The 19,506-nt window shown below is 44.0% G+C and carries 13 protein-coding genes; 4 read left to right on the forward strand and 9 right to left on the reverse strand.

Annotated elements, in window-relative coordinates:
- Positions 1-1,113 precede the first annotated feature (1,113 nt).
- The gene (locus ACFPFU_RS15640) at positions 1,114-2,529 is read left to right on the forward strand and encodes a sigma-54-dependent transcriptional regulator (RefSeq protein ID WP_377065717.1); all 1,416 of its coding nucleotides are present in this window, start codon (positions 1,114-1,116) and stop codon (positions 2,527-2,529) included.
- An 89-nt stretch (positions 2,530-2,618) separates the two neighbouring features.
- Here ACFPFU_RS15640 and ACFPFU_RS15645 read toward each other — a convergent pair whose 3' ends face one another.
- The 3 genes from ACFPFU_RS15645 to ACFPFU_RS15655 form a co-directional block, all read right to left on the reverse strand.
- Complete coding sequence (locus tag ACFPFU_RS15645) at positions 2,619-2,882, reverse strand: hypothetical protein (RefSeq protein ID WP_377065718.1); 264 nt, start codon at positions 2,880-2,882, stop codon at positions 2,619-2,621.
- Positions 2,883-2,969: 87 nt separating this feature from the next.
- Positions 2,970-4,190: an amidohydrolase family protein gene (locus ACFPFU_RS15650; RefSeq protein ID WP_377065719.1), complete on the reverse strand. Its 1,221-nt coding sequence runs from the start codon at positions 4,188-4,190 to the stop codon at positions 2,970-2,972.
- Between the two features lie 115 nt (positions 4,191-4,305).
- Complete coding sequence (locus tag ACFPFU_RS15655; protein WP_377065720.1) at positions 4,306-4,833, reverse strand: YciE/YciF ferroxidase family protein; 528 nt, start codon at positions 4,831-4,833, stop codon at positions 4,306-4,308.
- Between the two features lie 492 nt (positions 4,834-5,325).
- Here ACFPFU_RS15655 and ACFPFU_RS15660 point away from each other — a divergent pair, with 492 nt between their 5' ends.
- Positions 5,326-7,449, forward strand: a complete 2,124-nt coding sequence (locus ACFPFU_RS15660) for a catalase (RefSeq protein WP_377065721.1) — start codon at positions 5,326-5,328, stop codon at positions 7,447-7,449.
- Here the strand turns inward: ACFPFU_RS15660 and ACFPFU_RS15665 are convergent.
- Both ACFPFU_RS15665 and ACFPFU_RS15670 read right to left on the reverse strand, forming a co-directional pair.
- Positions 7,446-7,712 (reverse strand): hypothetical protein, encoded by a 267-nt coding sequence (locus tag ACFPFU_RS15665; protein ID WP_377065722.1) that lies wholly within the window; start codon positions 7,710-7,712, stop codon positions 7,446-7,448. The genes ACFPFU_RS15660 and ACFPFU_RS15665 overlap by 4 nt on opposite strands.
- 45 nt (positions 7,713-7,757) lie before the next feature.
- A complete protein-coding gene (locus ACFPFU_RS15670) occupies positions 7,758-8,159 on the reverse strand; it encodes a hypothetical protein (RefSeq protein WP_377065723.1) in 402 nt (133 codons plus the stop codon).
- Positions 8,160-8,720: 561 nt separating this feature from the next.
- Here ACFPFU_RS15670 and ACFPFU_RS15675 point away from each other — a divergent pair.
- A complete protein-coding gene (locus tag ACFPFU_RS15675) occupies positions 8,721-9,257 on the forward strand; it encodes a hypothetical protein (RefSeq protein WP_377065724.1) in 537 nt (178 codons plus the stop codon).
- Between the two features lie 16 nt (positions 9,258-9,273).
- Here ACFPFU_RS15675 and malQ read toward each other — a convergent pair whose 3' ends face one another.
- From malQ to treZ, 4 genes are read right to left on the reverse strand one after another with little or no spacing between them, the layout of a single operon-like run.
- Complete coding sequence (malQ, locus tag ACFPFU_RS15680; RefSeq protein WP_377065725.1) at positions 9,274-10,770, reverse strand: 4-alpha-glucanotransferase; 1,497 nt, start codon at positions 10,768-10,770, stop codon at positions 9,274-9,276.
- A gap of 4 nt (positions 10,771-10,774) precedes the next feature.
- Entirely contained in the window at positions 10,775-13,462 is a 2,688-nt protein-coding gene (treY, locus tag ACFPFU_RS15685; protein WP_377065726.1) for a malto-oligosyltrehalose synthase, read from the reverse strand.
- Between the two features lie 3 nt (positions 13,463-13,465).
- Positions 13,466-15,886, reverse strand: a complete 2,421-nt coding sequence (locus tag ACFPFU_RS15690; RefSeq protein ID WP_377065727.1) for a DUF3536 domain-containing protein — start codon at positions 15,884-15,886, stop codon at positions 13,466-13,468.
- 12 nt (positions 15,887-15,898) lie between these two features.
- Positions 15,899-17,749 carry a malto-oligosyltrehalose trehalohydrolase gene (treZ, locus tag ACFPFU_RS15695; RefSeq protein ID WP_377065728.1) on the reverse strand — a complete coding sequence of 617 codons (1,851 nt, stop codon included), beginning with the start codon at positions 17,747-17,749 and terminating at the stop codon, positions 15,899-15,901.
- Between the two features lie 119 nt (positions 17,750-17,868).
- Here treZ and ACFPFU_RS15700 point away from each other — a divergent pair, with 119 nt between their 5' ends.
- On the forward strand, positions 17,869-19,434 hold the full coding sequence (locus tag ACFPFU_RS15700) for an FAD-dependent oxidoreductase (RefSeq protein ID WP_377065729.1): 1,566 nt from the start codon (positions 17,869-17,871) through the stop codon (positions 19,432-19,434).
- The last annotated feature ends 72 nt before the right edge of the window (positions 19,435-19,506 follow it).

A 19,506-nucleotide genomic window follows, 5' to 3' on the forward strand; every position in this document is an offset into this window, starting at 1 on the left:
TTGCCAATTGGTTCATCACCAGTCTGGTCCCCATAATCCCCAAATTGACTGTAGAGAAAAGACTCAAACAAAAGCCCCATCATCAAATACTTTACGACCTGTTCTATGCTTAAGTTAACGGATATGGATATTCTATCGGGGCTATCGGGGCATCCCAGTTTGTGACGATTCCGTCATGCTTGGTTTCTGTACAGAATAATAGTGGATTAGGGTAATTCCGGGGGAGAATCCGGTTTTTCCCTCACCCCCGGCCCCTCTCCCAAACCGGAGAGGAGTGACAATATGGGAACGCTCGGTTTCACCTGCTTTATAATCTGTTTTTTATCGGTCATAACCTGTCCTGCATCAGGCCGGCATAGCCTGCCCGCAATTCCCGGGGCTATCGGGACATCCCAGTGTGGGTTCCGCACACTGTCGCCATAGCTTTAGCGTAAGCACCGAGCTGGCAGCTCATGCTCGGTTTCAGCAATGCTTTTCCATTATTTTTTGTTACGCTGGGGACAACACTGCCTCAAATAAAAATATAATTATTTAGTTATTATTATAATAATCTTAAAACAAACATAAAATAACCAATTTTTTCATTTTTACACACAAAAAAAATTTATTTGTATTTTATCGATTTAATGTTTTAAAAAAAAAAATAATTATATTGCATGAACCGAAACATAACCCAACGAACCAACTATAACTATGTATAAATACGACCTGCCCTTTAAACATGCGGATAGAACGGCCCTCTTCTATCTTAAAACCAGGCCTCCTGTTTAGATTCAGTTTCACTTACATATATATATATGTAAACTTTGTACTTGCTCTCTGTTTCAGATCCTTATAGAGGAGGGGATCATCAATCTGGTTTAGAAGGAATGCTTTTCCCTTATTTATAGATGCATGCCTATTGCCGTAAATAATGAAATCGGCCATGAATCTTAGGGATAAAAATGCTCCTAAAATTATTTATAAAATATTCGGCAATCTACGAACCAAGTTTAGATGGCATGAAAATGCTCCAGGGCATTCCATTCATAAAAACCAGCTTCGGAGAATGGAATGCAAGACAAGATTTGTTTTGGCTATTCCCTACTGTCATCACAAATAACATCTGTCACTATGAAAGAAATATTGATTATTGATAAAGAGAAGTCGAGTGCTTTGGCGTTGGAAAAACTGCTGGTTAACAATCATTATACGGTTACTATGACATCCACAGCAAAAGACGCACTCCGCTTGATTGAAAATAAGTTTTTCCACGTTATTCTTTGCGACACCCGGCTAAATGATATACCGGAACACGATCTACTGGAACAAACACTTCATATAAGACCGGGTTCGGTAGTGATTTTTATTTCCAGGTATGTCAATTTGAGATTGGCAGTTGATCTGGTTAAAAAAGGCGCTTATCAGTATATGGAAAAACCTCTGAACCCCAATGAACTGCTGGAAGTACTCAGCAAGTCTCTGATGGAAAAGGAGACGAAGCCTTCTGATTCCGCTCCCCGTCAGAAAAAATCCAACAACCGTTCCTTTCACTCGACCGATTACCTGACCGGAAACAGTGCGGAGGCAAAAAAAATGATGAGCCAGGTTAAAAAAGTCGGGTCAACTAACTTCACGGTGATTATTCAGGGGGAAACGGGCACGGGAAAAGAATCGCTGGCCAGAATGATCCACGATGAAAGCCCCAGGAGAAACAAGCCTTTTATGGCCATAGACTGTGGCTGTCTTTCCAAAGATTTGGCAGCGAGTGAACTATTTGGCCATGAAAAAGGAGCTTTTACGGGAGCATTCTCCAACAAAACAGGAGTGTTTGAAATGGCGGATGGCGGTACCGTTTTTCTCGATGAAATCGCTAATCTTTCCCTGGAAACACAAATGGCGCTGCTAAGGTCATTGCAGGAAAAAGTCATACGGAAAATAGGGGGTGTGAAAGAAATTCCTGTGGATGTGAGAATCATCACCGCCACCAACGAAGATTTATTTCTGAAATCAAACAAGGGCTATTTCCGGGAAGATCTTTATTTCAGGTTAAGCGAATTTATATTACCCGTTCCGCCCCTAAGAGAGCGCAAAGTAGACTTACCGCTCTTCATCAATTTCTTCCTTGAAAAAACAGCGGAGGAACTGGGGGTGGCTACGCCTACCCTTTCTGAAGAGGTAACCGCATATCTCCGGGATTATCCCTGGCCCGGCAATATCCGGGAATTAAAGAACGTTATCCGCAGAGCTTGTCTGTTCATTTCGGATGACAACTACATCTATATTAACGGTCTTCCGGAGAATGTCATTAAATACGTGGACAATACCTTACAGACAAGGGCTGCTGCAGTGGAAGAACTGCCCGAAGCCCCGGAAGAAGAAGCCCCGGACAATATGGCTCTTAAAACAGCAGCTCTGCAGGCCGAAACAAAAAAAATAATGGAAGTCCTGCAAGAAGTTCATTTCAATAAGACCAAAGCTGCCCAAAAATTAAAAATCAACAGAAAGACCCTGTACACCAAATTAAAAATGTTAAACATCCCTTATTAATCTCCCATATAGAAAATCGCCGGATCATCCTGGCGGTTTTTTTTACCTCAATGTTCTAAAACCAAATTTATCAGCAGCTGCCCGCCTTTTTAGGTTCCTTGGGGTAGGTTTTTTATAAAAGGGTTTGGCAACCCGTCCCTATTTATAACTTGTAACCTGAGTTTCTCATAATCAGCGAAGATTTTAAACACGGATAGAATTATTTTTATCCCATACATCATTTTCGATACCCACCCCCTCCCAACCCTCCGTGTCCTCTGTGGTGTTATTTGTAACCACAGAGGAATGGAGGGCACGGAGGAGGCGCGAAGTTTTTCCGGATCTTCCGGGAGTTTTTGCGATATGGTTTCCATTTTTATTCCGCCAATCACGCTCGACACCAAGCCCTTCCATTCCTCTGTATCCTCTGTGGTATACCCAAGGATGAAAATCCCCGGACCCTACGGAACAGATTTTACTGGATTTTGAGCAAGCTCAGATGAGGTCAAAGCTTTGATTTCCAACGCTGGATGTGAGGCAAACATGGTATCCGGAAATCTATAGGAATTCATCTTAGGATCACGCAACCGCCTGTACAACACAAAAGAGAACAAAAGCGGGTTTTTCCGGTATATTTCCCTTAAAGGCTTCACTTCCCCCCTATCCAGGTACTTTAATTTTTGAAGCAGATTCAAAGAGATAAGAGAGTTGATGGCCGGAAGAGGATAATCACTTCCGTATAAAAGCCGGTGATGGTGCTCTTTTTTATCAAATGTGGTTTGAAGAGGCTCCCCGCAACGGTTCACCTGGACCATGGCGGATACATCCCCGTACAAATGATGCTCATACCGGGGTTCATCCATCAACCTGTAAAAAAGTTTATAATTATCCACCGGTTTACCTTTGTCATCCAGATCCTTCCCTTTCCCTTTCCCGGCGCAATGCGCCAAAACAAGTTTGACACCGATCTCCAAGGGCAAGCGGAAAAGTAGCGGATTATTGAGTTCCTGAAATCGCCGGACCGGAATATTTTCCTCTTTCCCGGCATGTGAAAGTAAAACCATGTCCAGTTCCCTGATTCTTTGGTAAAAAGGTGCGCAACGGGGATGGGACGGATCCATGCCCATAGTGGCAGGTATCCATTTGATCATCTTCACACCCAGTTTGGCCCATTTATCCAGCTCTTGCAGGGCATCAGCCCTGTAGGGGTGAATGGAAACCACCGGAATCAGCTTGCCTGGCATCTGCATACAAACCCGGTAGACATATTCATTGGAAATATAAACTTTTGTGTCGGGATAGCTTACCTCGCCGTCGAGGTCATAACACTTATCCCAGGCAAACAAACAGTATTTGCCGGGGAAGGGGATGTCTTGGATAAATTTGATCAGTTGATCCAGGTATTGTTCATCCGCATTTTTTTTGGTTCTCACTCCTGAAGCGTTCAGAAAAATCTTTGCTTTGATCCAGTCCATCGGATGGGTCAGTGAAAATACAGAAGGGTTTACCCAGGTTTCAGGCCGGTTTTTTCCCAGCCCCAGTAAATGCATATGGTAATCATAGAACCCGTCCAAACCCCTGAACGCTTCGGTTACCAACGCTTCTGCCGCAGTTCCCAGGATGACTTTTGATGGATTCCTTTCATATTTTCCACCTATTTGTGTTAAAATTGGGTTTCTCATTGGAGTGAATTTTGTTTACAATGCCCTACCGAAGAAAGCCATCATAATCCAAGAAACAGTTCCCCGGAAGCACGAAGGCTCCAGGGGAACATATTCAAATAAACAATATAGGCTATTACTCTTTCAGTGCTTCTTCATTGATTTCGCTTTCGGCCAGTTCCGTCAGCAGCGCATCTGTTTTCTTTTCTTCTTCCAGAATGGAATGAAGCTGATCTGCGATTTCATCCTGGCCCATTTTTTTTGCCAAAGCCACCAGGCTTCCGTATGAAGCGATCTCATAGTGCTCCACCTTCTGACAGGCGATGATGATCCCTGCATCCCGGACCATTGTATCGGCTTTTGTGTCTTCCACCATTTCGGTTCCCTCTTCCAGTAATCCTTCTATTGCCTCACATTTCTTTCCACGTGCGGCCGTATCAATGGATGAAAACACCTTTTCCAATCTTTCTACATGCCCCTCTGTTTCCTGCAAATGCTTTTCGATAGCCGCTCCCAATTTTTCAGAAGTGGTGGCCTTTTTCATTTTTTGTAAACCTGACACCAAATGCTTTTCCGCATAATAGATGTCCTTTAATTGGTCTTGAAAGAGTTTGAAGAATTTGGATTTCTTAAACCCTTGCTGATTACTGCTTTGATTTGCCATGATAGTTGACTTTTTAGTGGTTGTAATTTGTTGAAATAAAAAACCTCTCTTATCCAAAAAGGATTACATCGTTGAGGATCAAATAATATTTAATCAATAATTATTCCTAAAATAGGTCTGGCACCTATCAATCGGCATCTTTAAAAAAAAGTTTAATAAAGCGCGCGGGTTTTTCCGCTTTGGGACTTTTAATATACAGTTTGTTACGTTCTTGCCAAGAATTGAGGGGATTCCTTTTGAAATCCTTTTTCTGCCGTGTTTCCGGCCGACAACCTCGACCACAGCCTGAGGTAAATGGGCAACACAATGTATACCGGCGGTTTATACCTGTAATTTTCCGCTGATCTCCGGAAAGCCCTCCCTCATATCAGAATAGCGGAAGCAGACCATGTTGCGTAAATGGTCTCCTTTTTCCCGGTGGAATAAAATTTGAGACATCTTGATAAATAGATCTGGCACCTAGATTCTCTATGCATTACTATAAACCAACTTATGATGAAAGACAAAAAACTCGATGGTGATTTTCTCACTACCAACCACGGTCAAAAGGTCAACCATACCGATGACAGTTTAAAAGCCGGTCCCAGAGGTCCCATCATTATGGACGACCACCACTTCAGGGAAAAAATGATGCATTTTGATCATGAAAGAATACCCGAAAGAGTGGTTCATGCCAGGGGGGCTGGAGCTTATGGTTATTTTCAGGTATATGAAAGCCTGCATGATTACACCAGTGCGACTTTTCTACAGGATCCTTCAAAAGTCACCAAAGTATTTGTCAGGTTTTCCACTGTGGTAGGATCCAGGGGATCTGCGGATACGGTCAGGGATGTGAGGGGGTTTGCAACCAAATTTTACACAGATGAGGGAAATTTTGACCTGGTGGGCAATAATATGCCGGTATTCTTTATTCAGGACGCGATAAAATTTCCCGATCTTGTCCATGCCATTAAACCCGAACCGGACAGGGAAATACCCCAGGCCTCCGCTGCTCATGATGCTTTTTGGGATTTTGTATCTTTGATGCCCGAATCCATGCATATGATCATGTGGGTGCTTTCCGACAGGGCCCTTCCACGCAGTTATTCCATGATGGAAGGCTTTGGTGTACACACCTTCCGTTTCGTAAACAGCAACGGAAAGAGTCATTTTGTCAAGTTTCATTGGAAACCTATAGCCGGAATAAGTTCCCTGGTATGGGATGAGTGTCAAAAAATTGCAGGAAAGGAGCCCGATTTCAACAGGAAAGATTTGTGGGAAGCCATTGAAATGGGAAGCTATCCGGAATTTGAATTAGGCGTTCAAATCTTACCGGAAGAAGACGAATTCAAATACGGGTTTGACATCCTGGACGCCACTAAGATTTGGCCGGAAGAACTTATTCCGGTCAGATTGATCGGCAAGATGACCCTGAACGAAAATCCCACTGATTTTTTTGCAGAAACCGAGCAGATTGCTTTCCATCCCGGCCACTTGGTCACTGGAATCGATTTCAGTAATGACCCGCTTTTGCAGGGAAGGCTTTTTTCATACTTGGATACGCAACTTACCAGATTGGGCGGGCCTAATTTTCAGGAAATCCCCATCAACAAGCCCATCGTAGAAGTCAATAATAATCAGAGAGATGGTTTTATGAGACAAAAGGTCGCTAAAAGACCTGTAAATTATTTTCCCAATTCCCGCGGAAACGGCTGTCCGATGATGGCGGGAAGGGAGGATATGGGATATATCCATTATCCCCAGGAGATTTCGGGAAATAAAGTAAGGGAGCGGGCAGAGGGATTTAAGGACCATTATTCCCAAGCCACCTTGTTTTGGAACAGCATGTCCGATATAGAAAAACAACATATCATAGAGGCGGCGTGGTTTGAATGGGGAAAAGTTGAGGATACCGGCATTAAGGAAAGATTGGTTTACCATTTTGCCCATATCAATGACTCCCTGGCCACAAAAGTCGCTGAGGGCATAGGGGTAAGGGTTCCGAATGATGGGGAAATGGAGGAGATCCGTACAAACCTGGACCGTATTGACAAAATATGGAAAGACAAAAGAAGGGTTGGGGAATCCCCCGCCCTAAGTATTGAAAACAATAAAAAAACGGATTCGATCAAGGGAAGGAAAATCGCCATCCTGGCAGAAGACGGCGCAGATATACAAACGGTCATCAAGATAAAAGATTGGTCGAAAAAACAGGCAGCAAAGGGAGAAGTATTGTCTTCCAAAGGAGGAAAACTCTCGGACAAATCGGAAGCTGTCAAAATCGACAAGACCTATCTGACGACGGCTTCCGTCGTTTATGACAGCATCATCGTGGTAAACGGCAAAGACAGCGTGGATAAGCAGCTGGAAAATGGAGACAGTCTGCACTTTCTAAATGAAGCCTACAAACACTGCAAGCCAATCGCACTGATTGGGGATGCTTTGGAACTTTTGGGTAAAACGCCTATGAGCGAATTGCCCTTTAAAAGGACCAACGGAGACCATCCGAGAATCCAGGAAATCAATGGGGTTGTGTTTTCCGAAGAGTCGGATCAGGATTTCTGGAATATCTATTTCGACGTTGTAGCCCAACACCGACATTGGACCAGGCAATTAAAAGAAAGAGTACCTGCTTAAGTGAAGCATTTTCGTGCCGAATTTTTTAGTATAAGGGGGATAATGAGGGCAAGTCGTCCCCCTTTTTCTTTGATTTTAAGTTGTTGAAAGTGTTTTTCAAAAAAATCAACCCCAATAAAAAATGGCAGACCTGGATGTCCACAAGCTTGCCACAATTTTTTTAAAAACAAAGTCATGCTTCGATAGTGGGAGATTAATTTATTTTGTACACCGGATGCTCTCTCTTTGGCAAACGCCGGATAATCAACCCCTTTTTCATTCAAAAGCCGGATTTCATCCCCAGCTAAATCGCAGGTAAGGTGAAGGCATCAATTTTTTTCATGAACCATATCCTCATCCAGCTTTCTTACTTCTCTGCGGATATCCGGATCAATTTCATCCATTCCCTCCTCTTCCTCTATTTCCCGCAGGTCTTCATCATATTCGATTTCTTCTTCATCCGGAAAATCCGTCGGCTCCTCCTCGGGAGGCCCTATTTCAGGATCGTCTTCAAGAGGAGGGTTCTGTAAGGTGGGATAATACCTTCCGGTCTGGAAACTGTAGAGGTGGATGATCTCATCGTCTACTTCATCATATTCATGCGTCGGGATTTGTTTGAGCAACAAATAACACCTTCCCAAATGGTCATACGCGAGACGTTTTATGGTCTCATCCTTCCCTTCGGAAACAGGCATGCCATGGGAATTATTAGGATAATTGAACAGTATCATGATTTTAAGTTTTGGGTGTGGTAAATTTTCTAAAGGTTAGTATTTTCCTGTAATTGATTTTTTTTTCGAGCATCCTTTAAACCTATCTAAAATATATGTCAATATATCGTTTGACGGTTAAGCTACGCGGTATATGGTTTTTGAAATTGAGATTCCCATAGCAATGAGACAATACAGCTGTTTTATTATTGACTGTTGCGTAATGGGATTATCATATAATAGGTATAAAAACCAGTCCAATTGGTCAAGACATCTTCACCAAAGACACCGTTTCCCCCAAAACCATCCGGTTATTTCCGGATTTAGGATTAAACATCGCTTGCGGAAGCAACAAATCGTGCCTGCAACCAAGAACAGCTAACGTAATTGAATGGGAAATAATGGTTTTACGGAAAAAACAACCCCAGCCACACGCCGGTACATTTACCACACTGTATCTTGAAAGCCCCACAATGTCTCCTCTTTTATACATTAAACAAAGATGACAAAGAAGAAGGCCTCTTCTTCCAGCCAAAAGTCTACTGGCGCATATTTTGGACAAGGAATTAAAAAGAGAATTCTATGAAAACGATAAACATGGCTGCCGGCATACTTCAATGGATGCTGTTTCTTTTGGTATTATTAAGCTGCAATCCCAGAAATGAAAAAATAATAAGCGATGACACTGAAGTTGATTCAGCCCGGGACCAAAGATTTGTAGAGCATGAGGTAGGTCCGGATGATTATACAAACCACACCACTGAAAATCATTTGGATGATGCCGTAATCTTGCGTGTGGACACCGTGTTCTCCAGTTCGGAGGAATTTGAAAACGTTTTAAAGGGGGTAGAGGATAAACTGATAGACGGCCAGGTCCACCCCAACGAATGGCTTTCTGAATATAAGAAACTGAACGCATTGTACTCCTACCAAATTTCCTACCGGTTAAAAGACAATGACCTATGGATACAAGCTTATTACATAGCAGACCCTGAAAAGGATGAAACCAGAGACAAGAAGCTGGTCACGCACGCTACTAAGGAGGATGCCGACTTTGCCAAGGTATGGCATGAAATGGAAACCAAAGCGTCAGAGATGGCCAAAACCCTTCAGCATTGATTGAAAAGCCGCCGCCTCATGTCCTTCCATAAAGTTCATTCAGTTTCTTTAACATCGGGGGAAATACGCTTAAAAACTGCTCTTCGGTCATTCTCCAGCGCCAGTAGTTGCCTGTAGAATTTGGCCTGTTCATAAGGTGGCCTTCACCCAGCCCGAGAATGTCCTGCATGGGAATGACCGCAATATCGGCCACAGACATCAGGGCCAGCCTGTGCATAACCTGGTGAACGTTTTTTGGATTTACTTTTTTACCCACATAGGCCGATAATCTCCTTTTCTCCTCTTTCCCGCTTGCGTTAAACCACCCAATCGTGGTATTGTTATCATGGGTACCGGTATACACCACGCCGTGGGAAACATGCAGGTGCGGGGAGTGGACATTAATGCCGACGTTTTCATCAAAAGCAAATTGCAAAACCCTCATGCCCGGAAATCCCGTGGCCGCGATCAAGGCATAAACATCCTCATCCAATGAACCAAGGTCCTCGGCTATGAGCGGTAAATCGCCGAGCTTCCTCTCCAACTCCTGAAACAAAGCCATATCCGGACCCGGCATCCAACTACCTTTTACCGCCGTTTCCTCTGCGGCATCTACTTCCCAAAATGCAGAAAATGCCCTGAAATGGTCCAACCTGAGTATATCGAACATGTTTAGATTATGCGCTATACGCCGGACCCACCAATCAAAATTATTTCTGGAGAGCGCTGCCCAATTGTAGGTGGGAAACCCCCATAACTGCCCTGTCTCACTGAAATAATCCGGGGGAACCCCGGCAATCTTACGGGGAAGCTTTTTCGAATTCAATTTAAAATAGCCCGGCGATGTCCAGCAGTCCGCGCTGTCATGATTAACATAAAAGGGAATATCCCCTATGATCTGAATCTGACGGGATGCCGCATAACGATGAAGTTTTTCAAACTGCCTGAAAAAAACATATTGGATGAATTTCTGCTTTTCAAGATGAACGGAATAGGTTTTAAGCAAAGAACGGAAGGTAGGCAAGTGCCTGTCCCTTATGTCTTTCGGCCAGGATGACCAGGAGGTTTTATACTTGCTTTTCAATACCACGTACAATGCATAATCCTCCAACCACAAAACATTCGCTTGGCAAAACAGTTCAAATTCCCCCTTGTCGGCCACACCGTGTCTAAACCGCCGAAAGGCTTTTTCCAGCGCAAAAGCCTTGTATTTGGATACAAATGAAAAATCGGCTCTGCCCTCGTTGTCCTTTTTGAAAGGCGCAACATCCTCCTCATCCAATAGGCCATCCCGGTAAAGCTCTTCCGTACTGATCAACATGGGATTTCCGGCAAAAGCAGAATAACAACTATAAGGAGAATAACCTTGTGAGGCATCTGTCGGGTTTAAAGGCAAGACCTGCCAGTAAGCATGTCCCGATTCAGCCAAAAAATCAATGAAGCCAAACGCTTCAGGTCCCAAATCCCCTACACCATAGTGAGAATGAAGCGAACTTATATGTAATAAAATACCACTGCCCCTTTTGAATCCCATAGGCTTAAAACGTTTGATTAAAAGACGATTTAAGCAGCGCCACAGGAAAAGCCATCAACAAATCATCCAGGTCAAGCCCACCAGCCGTCGTTATTTCCTTTCCGGTAAACACATTCAACCATTCAGTAGGTACACTTCCGTCTGGAAGGTCTACAAAGCATTTACCCAATTCAAGGTTTTGTAGAGGATAAGACAATGATCTTTTCACAATTCCAGCAGGAAGCAAAACGACAATGAGATACCAGATGTCATTTGACCGACGCAAAAAAGCCAATACTTTATTTTTTAATCTTTCAGCCATATTTATCGGTACATAATCACCCTGCGTAAATAGTGCTTGCTGCCATGCCCTTTCTCTCAAGGCACGCCATAGCGTAAACATCTTTATTTTACCATCCTGATAATTTTTCATCAACCGGAGTAGATATCCACCTTCATCTTTTTCCACGGCCTTCATTTCAGTAAGGTATTCTTGCCTCTGTTCATAATCCACCGCCCGTCTGTTATCCGGGTCCACATAGGAAAGGTCCCACAACTCCGTGCCCTGATAAATATCGGGGATACCGGGCGCGGTAACTTTTATCAAGGATTGTCCTAAAGACAATATGCTTCCGTAAAAACTGATCCTATGGCAAAACGGATCAAACGACTCCCGAAACCCCCTGTGATTCACAATGGCCGAAACAAAATCCATTACGGCTTGCTCATACTGGACATCTGGAGAAGACCAGCTTGAATGCAGCTTGGCTTCCCTTAATGATTTTTGAACGTAGGCCCGGCTTCTCTCCACAAAGGCTGCGTCCGCATTTAAATCAAACGGCATGCTCCCCAATAAAGCCTGATAAATAAAATATTCCTCGTTCTTGTCCGGGATGTCTTTGTCCTCCCTGATTTTTTGATTCAGGGAATGCCATTCGTCTACTTTTTGAAACCATTCGGAAGGCATTTCACTGAGTACATTGAGCCGTGCTCTTGCATCTTCTCCCCTTTTTGTGTCGTGGGTGGCCGTCGCATTCAACGAATGGGAAAGATACCTCATCCTTTCCTGCATACTTTTATGAAAAGTACTGTCCTCCGTTCCAAAACCACACGGCGAATCACCCACTTCATTGAGGGATAACAGCATGTTGTAATTGTAAAAGAGGGTGTCTTCCAGCCCTTTTGCCGCCAGAGGGCCTGTCAGTTGCTGGGCTCTCCTCACAAAATACACCATATGGGACGGGTGTAAATTTCCCTGCCCCTTAAATAAAGTCTGGAGAAAATCCAGTTCCCGCTTAAGTTCGGGCTCATACCGGAGCGCAGTCTCATAAGCAACACCAAGCTGATGCGACTGCTCAGAGGATAAGGGAAATGAATCAGGATAAATCCGGTATACTGGAAAAGCAGCCAGAAAGGATGTCAAAGCCTGTTTGACTTTTTGATCTTCAAACCAAGCGATGTGGTTGACGGTAAGCAGGTCATTAAGAATACTCCACAAATTCTCCAGTTCTCCTTTCATCCTGTAGTTGAGGATATACAGCTTTTTTTCATAAGCCTCCTTTTCACAGTCCACCGACCGGGAAATAAACTTCTGATACCCCTGTTTAAACACGTCACGGTGGTCAGGAGATACAAATAAATGATTGAGCAAGGCCATAAAATCGTACCCGGAAGTTCCTTGGACAGCCCATTTTTCAGGAAGGGTCTCTCCTAAATGTAAAATTTTCTCTACCAGGATATACATTTCCTCACCCACCGATTTCCGGAGCTCCTGAAGATATTGCGAAGGGTGAAACAATCCGTCTATGTGATCCACCCTCAGTCCCGAAAAAATCCCGGCAGCACATAATTCTCTAATGACTTTATGATAGGTTTCAAAAACATTCTGGTCCTCCATCCTCAATCCGATCAACTCATTGATGGTGAAAAACCGCCTGTAATTAATCCTGCTTTCAGTTTCTTTCCAATAGGCCGGGATATAATATTGGATATCAATCAGTTCTTTCAATTCATCAAAGGAAGAATTGATCCTCTTCAACGATTTTTCCACCTCCCCCAGCAAATTGTTTTCATGAATATACCGAATGAAAGCTGATTTTAACTGAACCCATTTAAGATATACTCCCGGATAGTTTTTGAACCTCAGCTTCCAGCTATCATCACTGAATCCGTTTTCCCTATACAGGATAAAGGCATAGGTTTCTGAGCTTACCATAAATTGCTGATCAAAATACCGGAGCACAAAACCCTTGTCTCCAAAATCAACCTTTAATTTATGTTGGCTGACCGCCTCATCCAATGGCTCGCCAAGCACCGGTAACAAAACTTTTCCATGTGCCCCCCTTCCCCAGTCAATGTCAAAAAAGTGATAATACTCTGACTGCCTGCCCCTTTCCCATACATCATTCAGCCAGGGATTATTGGTATCCAAAGCCATATGGTTGGGAACGATGTCCTGCAGCCACATCATCCCCCTCTGCGTCATTTCTTCCCTTACTTCCTTCAGCCAATACATTCCTCCCAATTCTTCATTGATCTGATGGGGATTTACGATGTCATAACCGTGGCTACTTCCCTGCCTTGCCTGAAACACAGGAGAAGCGTAAACGGTATCCGTATTGAATGCCTGAAGGTAGTCCAGTATGGCCGCAAGGTTTTTAAAATTAAACGCCGAGGAAAATTGGATCCGGTATGTCGAAGACGGTATTTTCATAAGCTAGACGCTGATATTAAGTTTTTGGGACAGTTCATCATATCGCCGCAGTAACCTGCTGTTCTGGGTCAGGTGTGGCTCTCCGGAAGTAGATGGCAATAACCCCTCATTCTTTAAACGGAAGGCAATGTTCTGTGCCTCCCAGTATTCCGGCTGGATGGGACTCTTTTCAATGATGGCTAAGAATTCCACGAGATTTTCCAATTTCTCTGTCTCAAACGGATGATCTGCGAGCTCCCTCATCAGCCGGGTGACTTTGGCCGCGGTGAGGTAATTCAGAGAAACCAAATCCAGATCCGCGGCCAACGCGGTGGCGGATTCCAGCAATTCTTTGATTCTAACCATATCCATATGTTCCTCCTTGATCAAATGGCCCAACTTGGTGTTGAGTGCCAGATCCACCGGCACTTTTAATTGATGGGGAATGGTCAGATGGAGGGACTTTAAAGCCTTAAGTATGGGAACGTTGTCTTCATACATCCGGTAAACAACGCCTTCTGTATTTTCCAGCACGTCCTGCATCACCGTTGAAAGTATGGCATTCTGCTCATCCTTGAAGAGATGCCAAAATGAATAGGTATGTGAGCCAAAATAATAATCCATCAAACTGAATATCTCAGGGATGTCATTTTTGCGGAAACATTCCTTTATTTTTCTATGTAGCTGGTCCAAGGCTTCCAACCCCGAAAACTCCCGGACTCCCCCATACAGATTGAGTTCTCCCAGATGCAGCATGGCAAAAGATATTTCCACCTGTTCGAGGGTTATGTTGGACTGAAAAGCGGTATGGCCGATCACCATTTTATGCTTGCCTTCTCTGATAAAATCCCGGAAACGCGTAACGGCTTTGAAATTGAACAATTTCATTTCGCTCGGAAAATTCTCAAACAATGAAGCAATGGCATAATGTGCCCCCACCCTTATCAAATCCACCATCATAGGCCGCACAAACTTTTTATACACCCGGGCTGAATTTCCTATTTCCGGAAGGTTGCTTGGCGCGCCTTCGAGGCGTTGGAGAAAATGCTGTTCCAGTCTGTTTTCCGGGAATTCCTCCGCCAATTGAATAGCCCGTGCCGCATATAATATATCCTGAACGGTCTCCAAGCCGCTTACTTCATCAAAAAACCATCCGCAACTCGTATACATCAACAAGCTGTGGTATTGCATCTCAAGAAGACTTAAAATTTTTACTTTATCCCTATCATCTAATTTCTTTTCAAACCATTTAGCCAAAAAAATTTCGTTATTTTCCTTTGACCGGTTGGTTATCACATGTATGTAGTCATTTCTCAGTTCCCAAGGATCCGAATCATATTCCCCCATTTCTCTCTCAAATAAAAGGATCAATTCATCCCGTAACCAATCAAACGCTTCTCTTAGCGGGCCCCTCCAATCCTGCTTCCAGCCGGGATGGCCCCCTGTATTACACCCACAGTTGCTTTTCCACCGCTCCACCCCATGGTCACAACTCCATGATGAGCCTTCAGCAATCATAACCTCATATTCGGGGGGAAACCTTTCCAGATATTCCCCATAAATTGTCAATTCGATATCAGGCTCCTCCTCCAGCATGTACAAGCAATAAGAAAGGGCCATTTCCCCATATTGATGATGGTGTCCATAGCTCTCACCATCAGTGGCAATATGGACGAGCTGGGGCTTGTCCTCATCGGTAAAATCAATTTTGAGCCGATTTGCAAATCTTTCTCCACTATTCAGTAAACCGTCAAACGCCACTTCCTGAGAAACTGCCCCATTATAAAAAAACAAATTAATAGATCTACCAGAGGGCAATTGACATTTATAGACCTTTTTTGGATCTATGGAACCTGCAACTGCATCTTCCCAATCTGCATCACCGATCTTCCTAAAATGGCTGGCCTGAAAGGGGGATAAAATGGTGAATTTTATATCGTGAAAAGCCAATGTTTCCAATGTAGCCGTATCAACCGCGGTTTCGCTTAACCACATGCCTTCCGGATACCGGCCAAACCTTTTAATAAAATCCTCTATTCCCCACCTGACCTGCGTTTCTTTATCACGGTCGTTGGCCAAGGGCATGATAATGTGATTGTATACCTGAGCCATGGCTGACCCATGCCCTGAAAACCTCCGCTGGCTTACTTTGTCCGCCTCAATTATCATTTCGTAAGTTTGAGGTGACTCAAGCTCCATCCAGGATAAAAGCGTAGGTCCAAAATTAAAACTCATATAGGAATAGTTATTAAGTATATCCACAATCTGGCCTTCGCCGTTAATGATTCTGGAAGCACCGTTCCTGGCATAGCATTCTGCATTGATCCTGTGATTCCAATCATGATAAGGATAAGCTGAATCCTGAAGTTCAACTTTATTTAGCCAGGGGTTTTCCCGGGGCGGTTGATAAAAATGGCCATGTATACACAAGTGTTTTCTCTGCATCTCCATTTATATTTATAACGTTTTTTCATACAGTATAAGTGAACATGGCGGGATAAACAGGTCTCCTTGTCCTTTTATAAAATCAGGTGCTTCATAGGCTCCCAGCCATAAGGGAGCCGCTGAGGTAAGAATTTTTGACCAGCCTCCGGGACTGGCAGGCGCATGGATTTCCTGTCCATCGGAAGAAAAATTAAAAGCCACAAACAGCCTCTCACTCTCCCCGCCACAGAAAATCAATACTTCTTCTTGGGAAATCCCCGGCCGGAGATTTATTGTTTTTTTTCTAAAACTTTCAAAAACACCGGCTTTCCTTAAAAAAATCAAAGTTTTATAATAGTGGAGCAACGCCTTCCGCTGAGGGAAATCCTGAATATTCCAACTCAGTTTGGAAATGCCATATGTCGCATATGCCTGAGGATCAGGTGCCTCTCCCTCCCATCCAAAATCCTCAAATTCACCTTTTCTTCCCCTTTGAACCGCCTTGATGAGCGCTTCATCGCCATGACTGACAAAATATTGAAAAGGATGGGTTTCGCCATACTCCTCTCCCATGAAAAGAAGGGGCGTAAACCGGGAAAGCAATAAAATACCCGCCATAAGTTTGACTTCCTCAAAAGAAACCAGACTGACAAGACGTTCGCCAAGCATTCTGTTTCCGATCTGATCATGATTCTGTATACATACCAACAGCTGTGACGGATGGACATCCGCGGGACTACTGCCCACGGTCTTTTTCCGGTAATTGGAGTATATCCCGTCATACACCAGCCCCTGCTGAAACGCTTTCTTCATCTGATCTACCTCTCCATAATCCTTTAAATAGCCGTTTTTTTCCCCCGTCACCAGCGTATGTACCGAATGGTGAAAATCATCCGCCCACACCCCATCCAATCCATAACCGCCGTGTGTGGGCGGCTTAATCATTTTCATGTCATTGAGGTCGCTCTCCGCGATCAGGGTATATTTTTTTCCCGACTGTTGCTCCAGGTCGCGGATACGCATGGCAAGGGATTTTAAGAAATGGTCCGGCCGCTGATCATATATGGCATGTACCGCATCCAGCCGAAGTCCGTCAAAATGATAATCCCTCAACCACATCAGCGCATTTTGAATAAAATATTCCCGGACTTCATCACTGTACCGGTCGTCAAAGTTTACGGCATCTCCCCAGGGCGTTTTATATTTTGAAGTGAAATAAGGACCATATTTAGAAAGATAATTTCCCTCCGGCCCTAAGTGGTTATATACTACATCCAATAAAACAGCGACCCCATTTCGATGACATTCGTTCACTAATTGTTTCAATTTGGTGACACCGCCGTACCCTTCATGAACTGCATAAGGATATACCGCATCATATCCCCAATTTCTTTCTCCCGGAAATGAACAAACCGGCATTAATTCGATAGCGTTGATCCCTAAATCCACCAGATAGTCCAATTTCTCTACTACGCCATCAAATGTCCCCGCCTCCGAAAAGGTGCCCACATGAAGCTCATAGATGATCATCTTTTTGAGATCTGCCGGGCGCCAATCTCCATCGGTCCATTGAAAAGCGCTGTGGTCAATCACTTGAGACCAAGAATGTACTCCCTCCGGTTGGGAAAGTGAAGCCGGATCCGGATACGCCTCCTTTTCGTCTATAATGAATTTGTAGCAGTCTCCCGGCAACAAATCTTCCAGATGTCCATACCAGTATCCCTTCCTCCGTTTTTCAAGTGCAGTCAAAGAGGGCTTATCTTTTATCTTAATCTGTATTTTATCTGCAAAAGGCGCCCAAACGCCTACCTGGCAGCCATTCGAGGTATATCTCACCCCAATGGGTGGAGGGGTTTCTTGTTTTTCCGTAACAGTCTTTTGCATCGTCAATTATTTTAGCAGTAAATAAGCCACTTTTCATGCCAATAACTTTCGGAGCGGAAGATGAAGTTCAGATGGTTCAATATTTGCAAAACCTAGGTGGTCATCAATCCAAATTCATCATGACAAAAAACGAAATACCGTATAAGCCTTTATGGCCATCATGGAAAGAGGCCACAACCTTTCCTTCCTTGTCCAAAAATTTGCGCGTGGACGTAGCCGTCATCGGAGCCGGAATTACCGGACTTACGGCAGCTTATCACCTGGCCAAAGCCGGAATGAAGGTCGCCGTACTGGAGCAAAGTCAGATAGGAGCAGGCACCACCGGCCATTCCACCGGAAACCTATACGCACCGGTAGATGAAAGCACCCATTCAATGGATGACAAACACAACTTCCATATCCGGCAACTGGTTACGTTGTCACGGATAAAGGCTATTGATGCCATAGAGCAAAACATCAAACTGTTCGGAATGGATTGTGGTTTTAAAAGAGTCCCTTTTTACCTTTTTTCCACCCAAGAGGATAAAAATCATCAAAAGAAAATAGAGAGGGAAACGCGTGCATTGGACCATGCCGGACTGAAAATCCAAAATGAAGCCCCCAACTTCCCCTATCAATATACCTCCATGCTCGCACTGGAAAACCAGGCACAATTCAACCCCTTGCAATACCTACAGCAGTTCGCCTCCATCATCACCGATAACAATTGCAGCATTTATGAAAACACCCAGGTGCTGGATGTTGAAAAAGGTCAGAGCTCGGTCCTCAAAACCTCTAAAGAAATGATAAAGGCTGAAAAAGTGATCATGGCAACGCATACCCCTAAAGGGGTGTACGGGGCACATGCCAAAATGGAAACGTTTCGGGAATTCGCTCTGGCTGGAAAAGTAAAACAAAAATCCCCTGACCCTGGAATTTATTGGCATCTACAAGACAACAGAAAATTCTCCGTGAGATCTTATCATGGTGAAAACAAAGCTTATGTCATTGTCCTGGGAGATCCCTATCTTACAGGAAACACTTCCTCAAACTCCGATAGAATCAATAATTTACAGGTCTATCTCAAAAATCACTTTGACATTGATCAGTTTGAGTGTTTATGGGCAGGCCAAAATTACAAACCTGCCGACCACCTCCCCTATATAGGAACCAGCTTGACCGAAAGCAATATCTATATCGCCACCGGATTTTCGGCAGATGGCCTGGTATATGGAACGGTAGCTGGAACGCTGATAGCCGATATGATTATGGGGAACCCTAACCCATACATAGATATCTATAACCCCAGCAGATTAACCTTTTTTGCATCAGCAAAAAGAACCGCCAAGGAAAACGTGAGGGTCCTTTCCAACTTAGCAAAAACAGCTTTCGCGCCCGTGGACGAAAAAGCTTTCCATGATATAAAGCCCGGAGACGGAAAGATAACACATATCGACAGCAGAACGGTGGCTGCATACAGAGAACCTTCAGGAAACATGGTTGCCGTTTCCGCCATATGTCCGCATTTGGGCTGTCAGGTCAGATGGAACGGCGAAGAAAGAAGCTGGGACTGTCCCTGTCATGGGAGCAGGTTTTCGGCCTCAGGAGAAGTTTTAGAGGGACCGGCCTATCAGGGACTCCAACCCATCAAACTGACAACAAAAAAGAAAAATAAACCAAGCCCCGACAGGAAACCAGACCGTTAAAAGAAACACTATGTAACCAAAAAGAACCGGAATGTTTGTTGTTTTTCCTGCAGGACACTGAAAATAACTGAA

The sequence above is a fragment of the Negadavirga shengliensis genome, assembly GCF_042652345.1.
Taxonomy (GTDB): domain Bacteria; phylum Bacteroidota; class Bacteroidia; order Cytophagales; family Cyclobacteriaceae; genus Negadavirga; species Negadavirga shengliensis.

Excerpts from the sequence above, each read along its gene's own strand:
- ACFPFU_RS15640 (WP_377065717.1), top strand. The coding sequence starts at position 1,114 with ATGAAAGAAATATTGATTATTGATAAAGAGAAGTCGAGTGCTTTGGCG.
- ACFPFU_RS15645 (WP_377065718.1), bottom strand. The coding sequence starts at position 2,882 with ATGGAAACCATATCGCAAAAACTCCCGGAAGATCCGGAAAAACTTCGC.
- ACFPFU_RS15650 (WP_377065719.1), bottom strand. The coding sequence starts at position 4,190 with ATGAGAAACCCAATTTTAACACAAATAGGTGGAAAATATGAAAGGAAT.
- ACFPFU_RS15655 (WP_377065720.1), bottom strand. The coding sequence starts at position 4,833 with ATGGCAAATCAAAGCAGTAATCAGCAAGGGTTTAAGAAATCCAAATTC.
- ACFPFU_RS15660 (WP_377065721.1), top strand. The coding sequence starts at position 5,326 with ATGATGAAAGACAAAAAACTCGATGGTGATTTTCTCACTACCAACCAC.
- ACFPFU_RS15670 (WP_377065723.1), bottom strand. The coding sequence starts at position 8,159 with ATGATACTGTTCAATTATCCTAATAATTCCCATGGCATGCCTGTTTCC.
- ACFPFU_RS15675 (WP_377065724.1), top strand. The coding sequence starts at position 8,721 with ATGAAAACGATAAACATGGCTGCCGGCATACTTCAATGGATGCTGTTT.
- malQ (WP_377065725.1), bottom strand. The coding sequence starts at position 10,770 with ATGGGATTCAAAAGGGGCAGTGGTATTTTATTACATATAAGTTCGCTT.
- treY (WP_377065726.1), bottom strand. The coding sequence starts at position 13,462 with ATGAAAATACCGTCTTCGACATACCGGATCCAATTTTCCTCGGCGTTT.
- ACFPFU_RS15690 (WP_377065727.1), bottom strand. The coding sequence starts at position 15,886 with ATGCAGAGAAAACACTTGTGTATACATGGCCATTTTTATCAACCGCCC.
- treZ (WP_377065728.1), bottom strand. The coding sequence starts at position 17,749 with ATGCAAAAGACTGTTACGGAAAAACAAGAAACCCCTCCACCCATTGGG.
- ACFPFU_RS15700 (WP_377065729.1), top strand. The coding sequence starts at position 17,869 with ATGACAAAAAACGAAATACCGTATAAGCCTTTATGGCCATCATGGAAA.